The 18,400-nt window shown below is 67.5% G+C and carries 17 protein-coding genes; 4 read left to right on the top strand and 13 right to left on the bottom strand.

The features are described from left to right. Positions 1–200: 200 nt before the first annotated feature. Both JL101_RS10840 and JL101_RS10835 read right to left on the bottom strand, forming a co-directional pair. Positions 201–1,922, bottom strand: a complete 1,722-nt coding sequence (locus JL101_RS10840; RefSeq protein ID WP_203098968.1) for a cation acetate symporter — start codon at positions 1,920–1,922, stop codon at positions 201–203. Continuing rightward, on the bottom strand, positions 1,919–2,224 hold the full coding sequence (locus JL101_RS10835; RefSeq protein WP_203098969.1) for a DUF485 domain-containing protein: 306 nt from the start codon (positions 2,222–2,224) through the stop codon (positions 1,919–1,921). The genes JL101_RS10840 and JL101_RS10835 overlap by 4 nt, the downstream gene beginning before the upstream one ends. A gap of 129 nt (positions 2,225–2,353) precedes the next feature. On the opposite strand from JL101_RS10835, the gene JL101_RS10830 reads away from it, so the two are divergent. Then, positions 2,354–5,728, top strand: coding sequence for a PAS domain-containing hybrid sensor histidine kinase/response regulator (locus tag JL101_RS10830; protein WP_203098970.1), 3,375 nt, complete (start codon positions 2,354–2,356; stop codon positions 5,726–5,728). 26 nt (positions 5,729–5,754) lie between these two features. On the opposite strand, the gene JL101_RS10825 is transcribed toward JL101_RS10830, so the two are convergent. From JL101_RS10825 to JL101_RS10810, 4 genes are all read right to left on the bottom strand, one after another. Continuing rightward, positions 5,755–6,438 carry a response regulator transcription factor gene (locus tag JL101_RS10825; RefSeq protein WP_203098971.1) on the bottom strand — a complete coding sequence of 228 codons (684 nt, stop codon included), beginning with the start codon at positions 6,436–6,438 and terminating at the stop codon, positions 5,755–5,757. 86 nt (positions 6,439–6,524) lie between these two features. After that, positions 6,525–7,088, bottom strand: coding sequence for an RT0821/Lpp0805 family surface protein (locus JL101_RS10820; RefSeq protein ID WP_228435401.1), 564 nt, complete (start codon positions 7,086–7,088; stop codon positions 6,525–6,527). 47 nt (positions 7,089–7,135) lie between these two features. Beyond that, positions 7,136–7,612 (bottom strand): RT0821/Lpp0805 family surface protein, encoded by a 477-nt coding sequence (locus JL101_RS10815; protein WP_203098972.1) that lies wholly within the window; start codon positions 7,610–7,612, stop codon positions 7,136–7,138. 87 nt (positions 7,613–7,699) lie between these two features. Then, the gene (locus JL101_RS10810; RefSeq protein WP_203098973.1) at positions 7,700–9,805 is read right to left on the bottom strand and encodes a ComEC/Rec2 family competence protein; all 2,106 of its coding nucleotides are present in this window, start codon (positions 9,803–9,805) and stop codon (positions 7,700–7,702) included. Positions 9,806–9,893: 88 nt separating this feature from the next. Here JL101_RS10810 and gltX point away from each other — a divergent pair, with 88 nt between their 5' ends. From gltX to JL101_RS10795, 3 genes are all read left to right on the top strand, one after another. Then, positions 9,894–11,300 carry a glutamate--tRNA ligase gene (gltX, locus tag JL101_RS10805; RefSeq protein ID WP_203098974.1) on the top strand — a complete coding sequence of 469 codons (1,407 nt, stop codon included), beginning with the start codon at positions 9,894–9,896 and terminating at the stop codon, positions 11,298–11,300. A gap of 102 nt (positions 11,301–11,402) precedes the next feature. Further along, entirely contained in the window at positions 11,403–12,701 is a 1,299-nt protein-coding gene (gene gltA / locus JL101_RS10800) for a citrate synthase (protein WP_203098975.1), read from the top strand. Continuing rightward, a complete protein-coding gene (locus tag JL101_RS10795; RefSeq protein WP_203098976.1) occupies positions 12,694–12,915 on the top strand; it encodes a hypothetical protein in 222 nt (73 codons plus the stop codon). The genes gltA and JL101_RS10795 overlap by 8 nt, the downstream gene beginning before the upstream one ends. 79 nt (positions 12,916–12,994) lie before the next feature. Here the strand turns inward: JL101_RS10795 and gloA are convergent, their stop codons facing one another. From gloA to JL101_RS10760, 7 genes are all read right to left on the bottom strand, one after another. Next, on the bottom strand, positions 12,995–13,390 hold the full coding sequence (gloA, locus tag JL101_RS10790; RefSeq protein WP_203098977.1) for a lactoylglutathione lyase: 396 nt from the start codon (positions 13,388–13,390) through the stop codon (positions 12,995–12,997). Positions 13,391–13,426: 36 nt separating this feature from the next. Continuing rightward, the gene (gene lpxB, locus JL101_RS10785; protein WP_203098978.1) at positions 13,427–14,599 is read right to left on the bottom strand and encodes a lipid-A-disaccharide synthase; all 1,173 of its coding nucleotides are present in this window, start codon (positions 14,597–14,599) and stop codon (positions 13,427–13,429) included. Beyond that, positions 14,596–15,417: an LpxI family protein gene (locus tag JL101_RS10780; protein WP_203098979.1), complete on the bottom strand. Its 822-nt coding sequence runs from the start codon at positions 15,415–15,417 to the stop codon at positions 14,596–14,598. The genes lpxB and JL101_RS10780 overlap by 4 nt, the downstream gene beginning before the upstream one ends. After that, entirely contained in the window at positions 15,407–16,210 is an 804-nt protein-coding gene (gene lpxA, locus JL101_RS10775; RefSeq protein ID WP_203098980.1) for an acyl-ACP--UDP-N-acetylglucosamine O-acyltransferase, read from the bottom strand. The genes JL101_RS10780 and lpxA overlap by 11 nt, the downstream gene beginning before the upstream one ends. Positions 16,211–16,223: 13 nt before the next feature. Beyond that, the gene (gene fabZ / locus JL101_RS10770) at positions 16,224–16,721 is read right to left on the bottom strand and encodes a 3-hydroxyacyl-ACP dehydratase FabZ (RefSeq protein WP_203098981.1); all 498 of its coding nucleotides are present in this window, start codon (positions 16,719–16,721) and stop codon (positions 16,224–16,226) included. A 1-nt stretch (position 16,722) separates the two neighbouring features. Next, positions 16,723–17,760 carry a UDP-3-O-(3-hydroxymyristoyl)glucosamine N-acyltransferase gene (lpxD, locus tag JL101_RS10765; RefSeq protein ID WP_203098982.1) on the bottom strand — a complete coding sequence of 346 codons (1,038 nt, stop codon included), beginning with the start codon at positions 17,758–17,760 and terminating at the stop codon, positions 16,723–16,725. Positions 17,761–17,822: 62 nt separating this feature from the next. Then, the gene (locus tag JL101_RS10760) at positions 17,823–18,398 is read right to left on the bottom strand and encodes an OmpH family outer membrane protein (RefSeq protein WP_203098983.1); all 576 of its coding nucleotides are present in this window, start codon (positions 18,396–18,398) and stop codon (positions 17,823–17,825) included. Between the last annotated feature and the right edge of the window lie 2 nt (positions 18,399–18,400).

Below are 18,400 nucleotides of genomic sequence, written 5' to 3'. Positions count from 1 at the left end.
CAGGTTGTTTTGGCCCAAAACACATGCCACCTCACGATGTTCCTGGAAAGGAAAATCGACGGTTTCAAAGGCTTACCGGTGTCCCAGCGTCACGAGGGTGGCACAAAGGGAACGCCCCGGGAAGATATCTTCCCGGGGCGTCGAGGATGGTGGGTCGGAAGGGCCTGTCGAACGCCCTTCCAAGGCCCGATGGTTGAAGCTCAGTGGGCCGATGCTCCTTCCGCGCCGATGCCGGTCTGGGAGCGGATGTACTGGGCTTCGAAGGCCCGCTCCTCGTCGGCCGCGTTCTGGCTCTTGTCCAGTACCGAGAACAGCCAGGATCCGAAGAAGGCCAGGGTGACCGAGAAGATCGCCGGGTTGTCGTAGGGGAAGGGAGCGCTGCCCTTGGGGTGGGCGAGCACGCTTTCCCACACGGTCGGCCCGAGGATCACCATCACGGTGGCGCTGATCAGGCCCATGAAACCGCCGATCAGGGCGCCGCGGGTGGTCAGCTTGCTCCAGAACATCGACAGGAAGATGATCGGGAAGTTGGCCGAGGCGGCGATGGCGAAGGCGAGACCCACCATGAAGGCGATGTTCTGCTGCTCGAACGCGATGCCCAGGATGATCGCCAGGATGCCGAGGCAGACGGTGGCGATCTTGGAAACCCGGATCTCCTGCTGCTCGTTGACCCGGCCGCGGCGGAACACCGAGGCGTAGAGGTCGTGCGACACGGCGGACGCGCCGGCCAGCGTCAGGCCCGACACCACCGCCAGGATGGTCGCGAAGGCGACGGCCGAGATGAAGCCGAGGAACAGGTCGCCGCCGACCGCGCGGGCCAGGTGGATGGCCGCCATGTTGGTGCCGCCGATCATGTTGGTGATCGGGTTCACCGTGCCGTCGGGGCCGGGCCGGAAGAATTCCGGGTTGTTCATCAGCAGGACGATGGCGCCGAAGCCGATGATGAAGGTCAGGATGTAGAAGTAGCCGATGAAGCCGGTGGCGTAGAAGACCGACTTGCGGGCCTCCTTGGCGTCGGCGACGGTGAAGAAGCGCATCAGGATGTGCGGCAGGCCGGCGGTCCCGAACATCAGCGCGATGCCCAGCGAGATCGCCGAGACCGGATCGCTCACCAGGGTACCCGGCTGCATGATCGCGACATGCTTCGGATGCATGTCCACGGCCGCCTGGAACAGGGCGCCGACGTTGAAGTTGTAGTTGACCAGCACCATGATCGCCATGAAGGACGCGCCGGATAGCAGCAGGACCGCCTTGATGATCTGCACCCAGGTGGTGGCGAGCATGCCGCCGAAGGTGACGTACAGGATCATCAGGATACCGACCAGGACCACCGCATACACGTATTGCAGGCCGAACAGGAGCTGGATGAGCTTGCCGGCGCCGACCATCTGGGCGATCAGGTAGAGCGCCACGACGACCAGCGAGCCGGAGGCCGCCAGGGTGCGGATCGGGGTCTGCCGCAGGCGGTAGGAGGCGACGTCGGCGAAGGTGTATTTGCCGAGGTTGCGCAACTGCTCCGCGATCAGGAACAGGATGATCGGCCAGCCGACCAGGAAGCCGATCGAGTAGATCAGCCCGTCGAAGCCCGAGGTGTAGACCAGCGCCGAGATGCCGAGGAACGAGGCGGCCGACATGTAGTCGCCGGCGATCGCCAGGCCGTTCTGGAAACCGGTGATGCCGCCGCCGGCGGCGTAGAAGTCCTTGGCCGACTTGGTCTTGGACGCGGCCCAGTAGGTGATCCCCAGCGTCCCCGCCACGAAGATCAGGAACATGACGATGGCGGTCCAGTTGGTCGCCTGCTGCTGGACGGCGCCGCTGATCGCGTCGGCGGCGAAGGCCGAGCCGGCAGCGGTCAGGATGGAGGCGGCGCCAAGGGTCGCCAGGGCACCCGACGCGATGCTTCCCCGCGAGGTCGTTCTCATTGCCTGCTCTCCTCGATGATCTGCCGGTTCAGCTCGTCGAATTCGCTGTTGGCGCGGCGCACGTAGATGCCGGTCAGCAGGAACGCCGCGAGGATGATCACGATGCCGAAGGGAATGCCCAGCGTGATCACGCCATAGACCGGAACGCCGAGCAGGGAGGGGAAAAAGGCAACGATCAGGATGAAGCCGTAGTAGAGCGCCAGCATCAGGATGGACAGTTGCCAACCGAACTTTGTGCGCTTTTGGGTTAACTCGGCGAATTTGGGATTATTTCTGATCTTGTGCGTCAATTCTTGTCGCATTTGGGGTCTCCTCGGAAGGCTGTTTTTCGTGGCCGCCCTCATCGTGAACAAGCTTTAATACTAGAGCCCGGTCGTTGGGAGCCCCGACCTTGGTCTAGGGGGTCGAAATTATTGTGCGGGTAGGGGGTGATGGAGACCTGGATCGTTGCGCTCGTGTCGCTCGGGACCCTCTGCGTGTTGTTCGCCGTCGCTTGGCAGGGCGACCGCTGGTCCACGGCCGGCCGGGGCGCTCCCAGGGCGCCGATCCTCTACTCCCTGAGCCTGGCGGTCTATTGCACGTCGTGGACCTTCTACGGGTCGGTCGGCCGGGCCAGCGTCAGCGGCTTCGATTTCCTGCCCATATATCTCGGCCCGATCCTGATGCTGGGCCTCGGCTCGCGGGTGCTTGCGCGCATGGTCCGCATCGCCAAGGCGGAGAACGTCGTCTCGATCTCCGACTTCCTGGCGGCGCGCTACGGCAAGAGCCAGACCGTCGCGGCGCTGGTCACCGTCACGGCGGTGGTCGGCGTGATGCCCTATCTGGCGCTCCAGCTGAAGGCCATCACGATCAGCTTCGAGGCTCTGACCGGGGCGGACGCCGGCGACCGCCTGATCTCGACCGACACCGTGATGCTGGTGACCGCGGCGATGGCGGTGTTCTCGATCCTGTTCGGCGTGCGGCACATCCACGCCAACGAACACCATCGCGGCCTCGTGCTGGCGGTCGCCTTCGAATCGGTGGTGAAGCTGGCGGCTTTCCTGATCGTCGGCGGGGTGGTCACCTTCGCGATCATGGGCGGCCCCGGTGCCCTTTGGGAGAGGGTCTCGGCCCATCCCGACCTGCGCGGGATGCTCGTGCCGGACCTGGGGCGCTGGAGCTGGTGGACCATGACGCTGCTTTCCGCCTTCGCGATCCTGTGCCTGCCCCGCCAGTTCCACGTGGCGGTGGTGGAGAACGTCCATGTCGACGACGTAAGGGCCGCATCCAGGCTGTTCCCGCTCTATCTCGTCGTGATCAACCTGTTCGTGATGCCCGTGGCGCTGGCCGGCGTCCTGCTGTTCCCGGACGGCACCGTCAGCGCCGACACCTTCATGGTGTCGATCCCGATGGCCGAGGGCTGGCCGACCGTCGCCCTGATCGCCTTCGTCGGCGGACTGTCGGCCGGGACCGGAATGATCATCGTCGCCGCGGTGACGCTCAGCACCATGGTCTGCAACGACGTGGTCGTTCCCGCCCTGCTCCGCCTGCGGCCGGGCGCCGCCGCGTGGCGCGACGATCCGGCGCGCATGCTGCTGCTCATCCGGCGGTCCGCCGTGGTCGGCATCCTGGCGCTCGCGTATGGCTTCCACCGGCTGATCGGCGCCGCATACCCGCTGACCACCATCGGCCTCGTCTCGTTCGCCGCCGTGGCCCAGTTCGCACCGGCCCTGTTCGGCGGATTGGTCTGGCGGCGCGGCAACCGCGCCGGGGCCATCGGCGGCATCGCCGCGGGTTTCTCGGTCTGGACCTATACCGCCCTGCTGCCGTCCTTGGCGGATGCCGGGTGGATGGACGCTGCCCTGCTGGTGGAAGGACCGTTGGGCGTGGGCTGGCTGAATCCCCGCGCCCTGCTGGGCATGCCCGGCCCCGATCCGCTGACCCATTCGGTCCTGTGGAGCCTCGGACTGAACCTGGCCTGCTACATCGTCCTGTCGTTCCTGGTTCCGCAGCGCGACGTCGAGCGTCAGCAGGCGGAACGGTTCGTCGCGATGCGGTCCGACGGCAGGTCCGGCGCGGTCCGGGGCATGACCCGCGTGGCCGATCTGCATGCCCTGGCGGCCCGCTATGTCGGCACCGAGAGGGCCGACGCCGTCTTCGCCGGCCGGACCGGATGGCTCGACAAGGCCGATGCCGAAGCGGTGCGGCTCACCGAGCACCTGCTGGCAGGAGCCCTGGGGTCGGCCTCCGCCCGCATCGTCGTCGCCGGCATGCTGAAGGGCGGCCGTCTGTCCCCGCTCGACGCGCGGTCGATGCTGGACGAGGCTTCCCGGGCGATCCTCGCCAAGCATGACCTGCTGCGCGCGACGCTGGAGAACATCCACCAGGGTGTCTGCGTCGTCGATCACGACGACAGGGTGATGACCTGGAACCGGCGGTTCGTCGCCCTGAACGGACTGCCCGAGGGTCTGCTGAAGGCCGACATGCCGCTGTCCGAGATCATGGGAAGCGGGCTTGTGCGCTCCGGCCGGTTCGAGCGGCGGCAGCCCGACGGCACCGTCCTGGAGGTGGCGGCGGATCCGATGCCGAACGGCGGCTTCGTGATGACCTGCACCGACGTGACCGAGCGCCACCGGACAGCCGCCGCGCTGCGGGAGGCGAACGAGGGGCTGGAGCGGCGGATCGAGGAGCGCACCTCCGACCTTGCCGCGGCCAAGGCCGAGGCCGAACGGGCCAACCGGAGCAAGACCCGCTTCCTGGCGGCGGCCGGTCACGACCTGATGCAGCCTCTCCACGCGGCACGCCTGTTCCTTTCGGCCCTGGCGGAGCGGGACGCCGATCCGCTGATCGGCCAGGTCGACGCGTCCCTGCGGTCGGTGGAGGAACTGCTCGGCGAATTGCTTGACGTCTCCAAACTGGATTCCGGCGTCGTGACCGCCAAGACGGTCGATTTCCGGATCGACGACGTGCTGGGTCCGCTCCGCGACGAGTTCACCGTGCTCGCCGCGCGGCACGGGCTGGGTCTTCGCATGGTCGCCTCGACCGCGGCGGTGAGCAGCGATCCAGCCCTTCTCCGCCGTATCCTGCAGAATTTCCTGGCGAACGCGATCCGCTATACCGGGTCCGGCCGGGTCCTGCTCGGCTGCCGCCGGAAGCGCGGCGGATTGCGGATCGAGGTATGGGACACCGGCGTCGGCATTCCCGACGACAAGCTGAAGGATATCTTCGTGGAGTTCCGGCAGCTCGACGACGTCCCGGCGGAACGCGGCAAGGGGCTGGGGCTGGGCTTGAGCATCGTCGAGCGCCTGGCCGGCATCCTGGGCCAAAAGGTGACGGTCCGGTCAGAGCGCGGCCGCGGAAGCTGCTTCGCGATCGAAGTGCCCTACGCCGCCGCCGCCGTGATCCTGCGGCGCCAGCCTTCCCGGCGACCCAGCCGGGATTTCGGCGCGGCGCTCGTCCTGTGCATCGACAACGACCCCGCCGTGTCGCGCGGCATGGCGACGCTTCTGGAGGGCTGGGGCTGCCGCGTGGTGACCGCCGCCGACGCCGGGAGCGCGCTGGCGGCGCTGGACGGGCGGATTCCCGACGCCATCCTGACCGATTACCACCTCGATTTCGGCTCGACCGGGCTCGAGGCGCTGAGCGAACTGGAGAAGCACCTGGGAACGTCCGTTCCGGCCGCCCTGATCACCGCCGACCACGGTCACGCGGTCCAGGAAGAGGTTGCCGCCCGGGGCATCGCGCTGGCCCGCAAACCGCTCCGCCCCGGCGCCTTGCGGGCCCTCGTGGCGCAGCTGGTCGCACGCGCCCGCCAGGCCGCGGAGTAGTCCGCCCCTTGCGACCGGCGATCCCGTCAAGCCGGCGAGATCCGCCCGGTCGCGGACTCCTCGCGGGGAGCCTCGACCACGAGGCGCCCGGCGGCGATGATCACCTGCGTGCGGCTGTGCAGGCCCAGCTTGCGCAGGATGACGGTCACGTGGGCCTTCACGGTCGCCTCGGATACGGCGAGTTCGAAGGCGATCTGCTTGTTCAGCTTGCCCGCCGTGATCCCCGAGAGGACGCGGAGCTGCTGCGGCGTCAGGGAGGCGATGCGTTCCGCGAAGTCCGAATCGGGAACCGGTTCGGGCGGGGCTTCCCCCTCGATCGCGGGAAACCAGTCGCCGCCTTCCAGGACGGCGTGCAGCGCCTCGGAGATCGTCTCGATCGGCGCCGATTTCGGAACGAAGCCCGATGCGCCGTATTCCAGCGAGCGCTGGATGGTCATCCCGTCCTCCAGCGCGGAGACGACGATCACCGGGATCGCCGGATGTTCGCCGCGCAGAAGGAACAGGCCGATGAAGCCGTTCATGCCCGGCATGTGCAGGTCGAGCAGAATCAGGTCGATGGCGTCACGCCGGCTGCCGACGATGTCCATCACCTGGTCGAAGTTCCCGGCCTCGATCAGGGCGGCGTCCGGCAGGGACTGGGCGACGGCGTGCCGGAGAGCCGCCCGCATCAGCGGATGGTCGTCGGCTATGAGTATACGATATGCCGGCATGTCGGCTCTTTCGCGTTTCGCTCCCGGAAGCCGATTATCGGATTTCGGGCCGGCCGCGACAACGAAAGCATACGGCTATATCCGCATCAGCCGACGATTCTCCAGGTCCCGTCCGGCTGCTGGCAGGCCTGCCCGAAAGCCGACTGCACCCTGCCGCCGACGACCACCTGCTGCTGGAACTCCCGGCAATAGGCGCCCGAGGTAGACCACCCGTCCCGCGTGGTCCGGATGGCGCCCATGTTCCCGGTCTGGGGATTGCTCCACTGGACCGGCATCCCGATCGGCGCCGAATAGGCGTGCGCCGCCGCCTGGCGGGCGTAGGCCTCGTCGGCCCGGTCCAGCGATCCGCCGATGCCGGAGCCGAGAAAGGCGCCCAGCAGCGTGCCGGCACCGACCGCCGCCAGCCTGCCGGTCCCGCCGCCGATGCGGGACCCGGCGAAGCCGCCCAATGCCGCGCCGCCCAGCGTCCCGAAGGTCTGCTTGGTTCCCGAGCCGAGCCCGAGGGCGCCGCCGGACAGGAGACCGGGGGAGAGACTGACCCCGGTTCCCACGTTGAAGCCTTTGTAGCCGGTGCCATAGCCGACGCCGGCGTAGGGCGTGCATCCGGCGACCAGTGCCATGACGGTGATCGCCGCGATCGGATTTCTCATGGAGTCCCCTCCCCGGCGGTTCCTCCGCTCCCGGATGCCCGGCAGCGTCAGGGGACGATCTGCCAGGTGCCGTCCTGCTGCTGGCAGGCACGGCCGGTTGCCTGCTCCGCGCGTCCGCCGACATAGATCGTCTGGTTGAACTCCCGGCAATACTGGCCCGTCTGCGTGTTGCGGCCTTCGCGGATCGGAGTAACCGTCCCGTAGTTGCCGCTCTCCGGGTTCTGCCACTGGATGGTCTCGCCCACGGGCGCATCATAGGCCCGGTTGGCCGCCTGGGTCGCATAGGCCTGGTCCGCCCGGTCGAGCGACTTCCCGACCTCGCCGCCGAGCAACGCGCCGAGAAGGACGCCGCCCGCGGTCATCGCCAGCTGCCCCTTGCCCTTGCCGAACTGCGAGCCGGCCAATCCGCCCGCCGCCGCGCCGCCCAGGGTACCCACGCCCTGCTTCGTGCCGATCCCGTCCGCGCAGCCGGCCGTGGCCAGCAGGGATCCGGACAGGAAGATCGAAAGGACGAGCTTACGCATAATTCACCTCTGAACATCGTGTCAGAGGTGTAAACACCCGAAAGGCCCCCTCAAGCCAGCGCCCGAAAGGGGTAGTTCGCCGTACCGTCACCGCTCGCGGCCTTCTTGCGGTAATCCGTCGGTGCCGGTCCAGGGACGCCGTCCGCGATCGGCGGCCACCGTATCGACCCGTACGGACCCCGGTGCCAGACGGATCGCGTGGGCGCCGTCGCGACGCAGCCTCCAGAGGTCGATCACCAGTCCGGCGGCGCAGCCGCGAGGCGCCGGATCGGCGGAAATCACGATGTCGGCCACCGCGCAGTCCTCCGCCAGCATTTGCCTGGACCTTGCCAGCGCCACGGTGTGGCCCTTGGCACGGTAGAGGCAGCCGGACCTGTCGCAGGTCAGCATGCCGCCGGCGCCTGTGCCCTGCTGCGGCCAGACGCCGGCCTGAAGCGCCCCGTCGCGGCGGAGCCAGACCTCGGCCGCGAAACGGCCGGCGTTTCGCGACGACAGCGCGAGCGCGCCGGACGCGTCGCGCACCGCCATCAGCTTGCCGGCCTCGTCGACCATGATGTCGGGCCGGTCGTCCAGGGCCAGCGTCAGGAGACCGGCGGCGATCGGCGGAATTCCGAGCAGGCGCCACCATTGCCGCCAAAGGGCGAGCCACAGACCGCCGCACGCCATGACGGGAAGTGCGAAGCCGGGCATGGCCGCGACCAGCTGGGACGCGCCCGGCAGACCGGCCGTGACCCGCGCGGTCTCGATGATCACGGTGACGCCCCAGCCCATGCCCGTCAGCGGCAGCTGTTCGAGACCGAACGGCATCGCCAGGTAGACCACCAGGCAGAGTGGCATCACCCAGAACGAGGTGACCGGCACGGCGACCATGTTGGCGAGCACGCCGTAGTACTGCACCTGCTGGAAATGAAACATCGAGAAGGGCGTGGTGGCGAGGCTCGCGATCACCGACGTCAGGGCGATGCCGGCGATGTGGAGCGCCGCGCGTCCGACCGGCCCCGTCTCCCGCCGCATCCGGGCCCACCGGGGGCTGATCACCTCATAGGCCGCGATCAGGGCCACGACGGCGCCGAAGGACATCTGGAAGCTGGCGCCGAGCAGGCTTTCCGGCTCCTTCAGCATGAGGACCGTCGCCGCGAAGGCGATCAGGCGCATGCTGAACGGGTTGCGGTCCATCAGGATGGCGGCCAGCGCAAGCCCCGTCATCAGGACCGAGCGCTCGGTCGGGACCGGCGAACCGACCACCAGCATGTAGCAGAACGCGGCCGCCATGGCGGCGACGGCGGCGATCTTCTTGATCGGCCGGTTCAGCGCGACCGACTCGACCAGCGCCAGGAGGGCTCGGACCGCGAAGAACACGAGGCCGGCGACCAACCCGACGTGAAGGCCGGAAATCGACAGCAGGTGGGCAAGGCCGGAACCGCGGAAATCCTCCATCACCTGCTCGGGAATGGCGGTCTGCTGGCCGGTCATCAGGGCCGCGATCACCCCGCCCTCCGCGCCGCCCACCGCCTCGTCGATGCGCAGGGCCATGGCGAGACGCACGCGCTCGGTCCGGGCCATCAGGTCCGCCCAGCGCCCGGCCGGTACCGGCTCCACCCGTTCCACGCGCCCGACCGCGTAGCCGACCCCGCCGATTCCGGCGAAGAAGGCCGTCCTGGCGAAGTCGTAGGCTCCCGGCGCCACCGGGACTCCGGGCGGGCCGACCACGGCAAGGATGCGAACCCGCTCGCCCGGCGCCGGCAACTGGGCGGCATCGCGCAGCCGCACGCGCACCAGGCGGGGCGTCGCCCCGGGCTCCACCCGCGGGATCGACAAGTCGCCCAGCAGGACCCGGCCGCCCTTCTCCAGCCGGTCGATGGCGATCACCCGGCCGGTCAGCGGCACCGGTCCGATTTCCCGCGCCAGGAAGGGAGCCGCCACCGTCGCCGTCCGGACCTGGGCGGCGGTGAAGCCCAGCACCACCGTCAGGACCGCCAGGCAGGCGAGAGGCGCCACCACGCGGCGCCGCGCCAGGACGGCCGCCGCGACGAGGACCAGCGCGGCGGCCGGGCCGGTCCATTCCGGAGGCTCGGCGGGCAGCGCGAAATAGCCGGCGACTCCGGTCCCGATGCCGACCGGCGCCCAGAGGATCCAGCGTTCCCGCTCCGCCGCCAGGCAGCCGGCGAGCGCGTGCAGAGCAAGCCTTACCATCGTCCCGCCGGTTGGGGTGCATGTCGGGCACCTATGTGCTATGTCAGCCGTTACCATTTTGTCAGTGCAGATCGGAATTGCGGTTACGATGTCCGTCGTCACGCGTTTTGCGCCCTCGCCCACCGGGTTTCTCCATATCGGCGGGGCGCGTACGGCCCTCTTCAATTGGCTGTTCGCCCGCCACCACGGCGGCACCTTCCTGTTGCGCATCGAGGATACCGATCGCGCCCGCTCCACGGACGCGGCGGTCGAGGCGATCCTCGACGGATTGAAATGGCTGGAACTCGACTGGAACGGCGAAGCCGTCTCGCAGTTCGAGCGGCGGGACCGCCATGCAGAGGTGGCCCATCGGATGCTGGAGGCCGGTCATGCGTATCGCTGCTACGCCAGCCAGGAAGAGCTGGAGGCCATGCGCGCGGCACAGAAGGCGGCGGGCCAGCCGATGCGATACGACGGCCGCTGGCGTGACCGCGATCCGTCCGAAGCTCCCGCCGGGGTCGCCCCGGTGGTCCGGCTGAAGGCGCCGCAGGAGGGCGAGACCGTCGTCCAGGACCATGTCCAGGGCGAGGTGCGGGTGCAGAATGCGCAGCTCGACGACATGGTCCTGCTGCGGGCCGACGGCACGCCGACCTACATGCTGTCGGTCGTGGTGGACGACCACGACATGAACGTGACCCACGTGATCCGTGGCGACGACCACCTGACCAACACCTTCCGTCAGGTGCAGATCTACCGTGCCATGGGGTGGGACCTGCCCGAATTCGCGCATATCCCTCTCATCCATGGGGCTGACGGCGCGAAACTGTCGAAACGTCACGGCGCCCTGGGCGTTGACGCCTACAGGGACATGGGCTACCTGCCCGAGGCGGTGCGCAACTACCTGCTCCGCCTCGGATGGGGGCATGGCGACGACGAGATCATCTCGACGGAGCAGGCTATCGAGTGGTTCGACCTCGGCGGGATCGGGCGGTCGCCGTCCCGGTTCGACTTCGCCAAGCTGGACAACCTCAACGCCCATTACATGCGGCTGGCCGATGACGACCGCCTGACCGGGCTGATCACGCCGATCATCGAGACCAGGCTTGGCAGGACGATCGGGACTTCGGGCCGCGACCTGTTGACGCGGGCCATGCCGGGCCTTAAGCAACGCGCCAAGACGCTTGTTGAACTCGCCGAGTCCGCACAATTCTACGTTGCAGACAGGCCGATCGCCGTGACGGGAAAGGCGGCCGACCTGGTGGCCGGGGACGGAGCCACCCTGCTCGCCGATCTGGCCGATGAGTTGCGGCCATTCGACGCTTGGAATTCGACCGATATAGAGACGAAAGTAAGGGAATTCGCGGAGAACCGGGGTCTGAAGCTGGGCAAGGTGGCGCAGCCGCTCAGGGCGGCGTTGTCGGGCTCGACAATTTCCCCACCCATTTTCGAGGTTGCAGAGTTATTAGGGAAAACCGAAACCCTCGCGCGCATTGCTGATGTTGCGCAGCCGCGCTAGGGCCGACGCGCTGCGTTGCCAAGACCGCTTTGCAGCATTATTCTCTCCTGATATGAGACGGTCCGGGGAAATCCGAGGCCGCAATCACAAGGAAGTGCCGAGATGAGCCAGAAAACGGTTACGCTGACTGATAACAGCACCGGGAAATCCTATAATTTTCCGGTACTTGAAGGCACGACCGGTCCGGAAGTGATCGATATTCGCAAACTTTATGCCGAAACCGGATATTTCACCTACGATCCGGGCTTCACCTCGACCGGCAGTTGCGAATCCAAGATCACCTACATCGACGGCGATGAGGGGATTCTGCTGCACCGCGGCTATGCCATCGAGGATCTGGCCGAAAACTGCAATTTCCTGGAAGTCTGCTATCTGCTGCTCCACGGCGAGCTGCCATCGCCCGACCAACTCGCCACCTTCGACAAGACCATCACCTACCACACGATGGTCCATGAGCAGATCAACTACTTCCTGCGCGGCTTCCGCCGCGACGCCCACCCGATGGCGGTCCTGTGCGGCGTGACCGGCGCCCTGTCGTCCTTCTATCACGACAGCACCGACATCGAGGATCCGCACCAGCGGATGATCGCCTCCCATCGGCTGATCGCCAAGCTGCCGACCATGGCGGCCATGGCCTACAAGTACTCGGTCGGCCAGCCCTTCATGTATCCGCGGAACGATCTCAGCTATGCCGAGAACTTCCTGTACATGACCTTCGGCGTGCCGTGCGAGACCTTCAAGGTCAACCCGATCCTGTCCCGCGCGATGGACCGGATCTTCATCCTGCACGCCGACCACGAGCAGAACGCCTCGACCTCGACCGTCCGGCTTGCCGGCTCGTCGGGCGCCAACCCGTTCGCCTGCATCGCCGCCGGCATCGCGTCCCTGTGGGGTCCCGCCCATGGCGGTGCCAACGAGGCCGTGCTGAAGATGCTGCAGGAGATCGGCGACAAGGACCGCATCCCCGAGTTCATCAAGCGCGCCAAGGATAAGAACGACAGCTTCCGCCTGATGGGCTTCGGCCACCGGGTCTACAAGAACTTCGACCCGCGCGCGCAGGTCATGCGCAAGACCTGCCACGAGGTGCTGGGCGAGCTCGGCATCAAGAACGATCCGCTGCTCGACATCGCGATGGAGCTGGAGCGCATCGCGCTCGAGGACGACTACTTCATCGAGAAGAAGCTCTACCCGAACGTCGACTTCTATTCGGGCATCATCCTGAAGGCCATGGGCTTCCCGACCAGCATGTTCACCGTGTTGTTCGCCGTCGCCCGCACCGTCGGCTGGATCGCCCAGTGGAAGGAAATGATCGAGGATCCGGGGCAGAAGATCGGCCGTCCGCGTCAGCTCTATACCGGTGCGACGCACCGGCAGTTCGTTCCGCTGAACGAGCGTGGCTAACCGGCGAACCACGCCTCATTTCGGCTCGGGCGGTTCCGACGGATCCGCCCGGAAGCCCCCTGTCGCGATCGCGACGATACGGGGAACGCGGCATCTCGGCACACCGGCGAACGACAACCGGCCGCCGATGCGCCTCCGGCTGATCCGCCTGGCCAAGCTGGTCCTGCTGATCGCCGCGGTCGGCGGGATGCTTTGGTACCTGCTGCGGCAGTAACGATCAGGCTTCCCGTCCTGTCCGGCAGGCCCGACGAAAGGGCGCCCCTCCCCGTGCGGGAAGGGGCGCCTTTTTCGTGTCAGCTCCGCTCGATCAGCTCGACCTTGTAGCCGTCCGGGTCCTCGATGAAGGCGATGACCGTCGTGCCGTGCTTCATCGGGCCGGGCGGACGCGGGATCTTCACCCCTTCCGCCTCGAGTTCCTTGCAGGTGGCGTAGATGTCCGGCACCCCGATGGCGATATGGCCGTAGGCGCTGCCGAGATCATAGGGTTCCTTCTGGTCCCAGTTGTGGGTGAGTTCCAGGACCGTATGGTCCGACTCATCGCCGTAACCGACGAAAGCCAGGGTGAACCGTCCGCCTTCGTAATCGTTGCGCCGCAGCAGCTTCATGCCGAGCAGTCGGGTGTAGAAATCGATCGACTTCTCCAGGTCGTAGACCCGGAGCATCGTGTGGAGCATGCGGAACTTGGCCATGGATCTCCCTCCTTTTTTCTGACCTTCCAATTAACGTCATACCGCCCCGTTCCGCCCCCTCACGACCGCGAGAACCACGTCGGCGGCGCGTTCACTGGGCGGTGGGCCGCCAAGCCCCAGCCACCGTGCCACCTCGGCAACGCCTTCCTGCTGTTCCCGCCGGGCCGCGGGATCGTCGAGCAGCTTCGTGATGGCGGCATCGAGCTTCTCCGGGGTGCAGTTCTCCTGGAGCAGCTCCGGCACCAGCATGCGGTCCAGCATGATGTTGACGAGGTTCGCGTACTTGACGCGGATGAAGCGGCGGTACAGCCCGATGGTCACGGGATGCATTCGGTAGGCGATCACCGCCGGCAGGCGGGCCAGAGCCAGTTCCAGCGCCACCGTGCCCGAAGCAGCCAGGGCCGCCTCCGAAGCCGCGAAGGCGTCGTACTTGTCTTGGTCCCCCTCCACGAGGATCGTCCGCACCGGCCAGGAGGATATCTCCGAAGCGACGCTATCACGCACATGCGGAACCGTCGGGACGGCGACCACCAGATCCGGATAGCGCGGCGCCAGGCGCCCGATCGTCTCCCGGAAGTCCGGCAGGAGCCGGCTGATCTCGCTTCGCCGGCTGCCCGGCAATACCGTCAGCAGGCGGTCCGTCGGCGCGATGCCGTGGGCGGCGCGGAACCGGACGCCGTCGCCCGACGCGGCTCCCCCCTCGACGATGGGGTGGCCCACGAAGGTGCAGGGCAGGCCCTCCCGCTCGAAATAGGGCGGCTCGAAAGGAAGCAGCGCCAGCAGATGGTCCAGCACCCGGGCGACCTTCCGCGCCCGCTTGGGCCGCCAAGCCCAGACGCTGGGAGCCACGTAATGCACGAACGGGATGCCCTGCCCCTTCAACCGCCTCGCGATGCGGAAGCAGAAGTCGGGAGCGTCGATCGTGACGACGACGTCTGGCCGGAGGCGGCGGATCTCCGCCGCGGTCTGGGCCAGCCGCCGGACCAGGTTGGGCAGCTTCGGCACCAGTTCCGCGATGCCCATCAGCGACAGCTCATGGAGCGGGAACAAGGTGTCGAGCCCCTCGGCGATCATGCGCTCCCCGCCGACGCCGGCGAACCGGACGGGCCCTCCGGCACGGCGCTTCAGGGCGGTCATCAGCCGCGCGCCCAGGAGATCGCCCGACGGTTCCCCGGCGATCAGGAAGACCAAAGGTCCCTGCTCCGTCACTGCGGCACTTCCAGGCCGACGATGAACAGGCCACGCGCGTCGGCCGTCTCGGCGATGGTTTCGCGGTCCAGCATGATGCTCTTTCCGGCTTCAACGGCGATCCCGCGCAGTCCCGCCGCAGCACAGCGCTCGACGGTGACGGCTCCGACGGTGGGAAGGTCGAAGCGGGTATCCTGCCCGGGCTTGCTCATCTTTACGAGCACGCCGCCGGGTCCCTCTCGGCGCAGGCTTCCGCAGCGGTCGATCAGGGCGTCCGTGCCCTCGACCGCCTCGACGCCCAGGACGATCCCCTGCTGCACGATCACCGCCTGCCCGACATCCAGGTGTCCCAGCGCGCGGATGACCTCGACTCCGCGGGCGATGTCGACTTCCGCCTGCGCGTCCGGAGCGAGCGCCCCCAGGTTCCCGGCGGGTGTCAGCAGGTCGCGGAGGACGTCCTGTGTCGCCACGACACGGAATCCTTCGGTTTCCAGCTCGCTGGTCACCGCTCTCAGCAGCCCGTCGTCGCCCAGGGCGCGGGCACCGATGCGGGCGAACAGGCGGGCGGCCCGCCAGTCCGGCTTCAGCTCGGCCAGGCTGGGTCGGCGCACCCGGCCGGCCAGGACGATGTCGCGGACGCCCGCTTCGCGCAGGGCATCGAGCATGGCGCCCGCGGCGCCGAGCCGCGACCAGCGGTCGACCGGCAGCTTTCCGCCCTCACGGTCGGCATGCCCTTCCAACCCCAGCACGAACACCTCGCGCCCGGCGGAACGGCAGGCCTCGACCAGCCGGAGCGGCAGGTCGCCGCCCCCGGCGATGATGCCGAGTTTAGGAGGCATTCTCCGCGCGGGGCTGGCAAATCGGGCGCGAGGCTTCGGCGCGGATGAAGGACAGGATATCCCCGACGACGGGCTGTTCGCCGAATTCGGCGCCGACCTGTTCGACCCGCTCGGCCAGCGTCTTCTCCGCGGCGAACAGCAGCTTGTAGGCCGCCCTCAGGGCGCGGATATCGTCCTTGCCGAAGCCCCGGCGTTGCAGGCCGACGAGGTTGAGGCCGTTCAGCCGGGCGCGCTCGCCCATCACGAGCCCGAACGGAATGACGTCCTGCTCGACGCCGGACATGCCGCCGATCATGGCGTGGGCACCGATCCGGACGAACTGGTGGACCGCCGACAGGCCACCCAGGATCGCGTGGTCGCCCACCGTGACGTGGCCGCCCAGGGTCGCGTTGTTGGCCAGGATCACGTTGTTGCCGATGATGCAGTCATGGGCGACATGCGACGCCATCATGAACAGGCAGTTGTCCCCGACCCGGGTCACCATCCCGCCGCCTTCGGTACCGGGGTTCATGGTGACATGCTCACGGATGCGGTTGTTGGCGCCGATGATCAGTTCCGACGGCTCGCCGTGGAACTTCAGGTCCTGGGGAGCGTGTCCGATCGACGCGAAAGGAAAGATCTGGGTGCCGGGGCCGACCCTCGTCCGCCCTTCGACGACCACGTGGGAATGCAGGCGGACACCATCCTCCAGCACGACGTCGGCACCGACCACGCAGAAGGGGCCGATCACCACGGACGAACCGATGCGGGCCGCCGGATCGACGATCGCCGTTGGATGGATGCTTTCAGTCATGGCAGGGGGTCGCTCACTCATCCAGGATCATCGCGGCGAAGGTCGCCTCCGAACAGAGGACGCCGTTCACCTTGGCCTCGCCCTTGAACTTCCAAACGTTGCGGCGGTGCTGCAGCTTGGTCACATGGATGTGGACGGTGTCGCCCGGGGTGACCGGCTTGCGGAAGCGCGCATCGTCGATCGACATGAAATAGACGAGCTTGCCCTCGGCGTCCGCTCCAAGCGTATGCACCACCAGCACCCCGGCGGTCTGCGCCATCGCCTCGACGATCAGGACGCCCGGCATCACCGGCCGTTGCGGGAAATGGCCCTGGAAGAAATGCTCGTTGATCGTGACGTTCTTGACCCCCACGGCGCTGACATTGGCCACGACATTGGTGACGCGGTCGATCATCAACATGGGATAGCGGTGCGGAATCATCTCCATGACTCGCAGGATATCGATGTCGATGCCGCTCTGCTCTTCGCTGCCCGGATGGTCGGTCGCCTGATTGGCGGAGGTTACTTCCATGTCATTCTTCCTTGCGGCGGGTAGATTTCCCGCGGGTCAGGTTCGCCAGCACCGCGACCTGACGCAACCATTGCTTCATGGGAACCGACGGGACTCCTCCAACCTCGCCACCGGGTGGAATGTCACGCATCACGCCGGCCTTCGCGGCGATCCGCGCGCCAGCACCGACCTTGAGGTGTCCGGCCAGACCGGCCTGCGCCGCCAGAACCACGTGATGACCAAGCTGCGTGCTGCCCGAGATTCCGGATTGCGCGACGATCACGCACCCCGGCCCCATGGCCACGTTGTGCCCGATCTGGACCAGATTATCAATCATCGACCCGCGCCCGATCACCGTGTCGGGCCCGGCTCCCCGGTCGATGGTCGAGTTGGTCCCGATTTCCACGTCGTCCTCGACGATGACCCGGCCAAGCTGCGGCACCCGGACATAACCCGCGGGATCCATCGCGAAGCCGAAGCCGTCGGTGCCGATCCGGGCGCCCGGATAGATGTTGACCCGGCTCCCGATGAGGCAGTGGCTCAGCGACGCGCAGGCTCCGATGGTGGTGTCGTCGCCGATCTCCACCCGGTCGCCGATCACGGCGTTCGGCGCGATCCGGCAGCGTGCGCCGATGCGGACCCCGGCACCGATGACCGCGCCCGGACCGACTTCCGTCCCCTCCCCGATCGCGGCTGTCGGGTCGACGACGGCCTGGGGCGAGATTCCGGGCTTCGGGGCCGGCACCGGATAGAAGGCCTGCGCGACCAGGGCATAGCCCCGGTACGGCTTCGGCGTCACCAGCAATGCCATGCCGGGCGGAGCCTTCGAAACCAAGTCGGGGTGGACGATGCAGGCGCCGGCGCGGCTCGCCTCGAAGGCCCCGACATACTTCTTGTTGTCCAGGAAGCTGACGTCCCCAGGGCCGGCGGTATCCAGCGGAGCGACATCGGTGAACTCGGCGGCGGGATCGGCTCCGGGCGCCAGTTCAGCGCCGGCGATGCCTGCCAGCCGTTCGAGGGTGAAGGGGCCTGCGGCGGTAAAAAAGCGAGGGTCCGGCATGGCTCCGTTCTTCGTTGGGTTCCGATCGGCTGCTTGTTCCCAAATCCGGGCGGTAGGTCAAGTCAACTCTTGGGTACGGTGACCGCCACCGACGGCAGCTTCTTGTTAAGACGGTCGAGCACCGAGCCGGTCAGGTCAAGCGACTTCTCGGCGATCACGACCTGCTGCTTGGCGAGCACAAGGCTGGCCTTCTGCTCGCCGGCGACCTCGGCGACCACCTCCAGCATCGTCTCGTGGAGTTTCTTCATGGACTCATTGAACGCCTGATCCAGGACGCGCTTCCGGTTCTGCACCGAGCGCTGGACATCGGCGACCTGCTGTTCGAATTCCCGCCGCTTCTGCTCGAAGGCTTCCGGAGCCAGGTTGGAGCGCTGGCGGCCCAGTTCCTGTTCCGCCGCGCGCAGGTTCTCCTCCTGCTTCGAGATTTCCTTCTGGTACGTCTGGCGCTGGGCGTCGAGCTGCTTCTGGATGCTTTGCGCCGCCGCCGACACTTGCATGATCTGCTGGACATCGACCACGGCCACCGCCGTCGCGGGCAGCTGCTGGGCAGCCGCCCCGCCCGGCTGGCCGGCCACGATGGCCAAGCCGAGGCCGGCGGCGATCAGAAGCCTCCTGATGGGGCCCGCACCACGCTTCATGG

The sequence above is a fragment of the Skermanella rosea genome (genome assembly GCF_016806835.2).
Taxonomy (GTDB): Bacteria; Pseudomonadota; Alphaproteobacteria; order Azospirillales; family Azospirillaceae; genus Skermanella; species Skermanella rosea.
The sequence above is the reverse complement of the archived record's forward strand: the minus strand, read 5'-3'. Positions and strand labels throughout refer to the sequence as shown.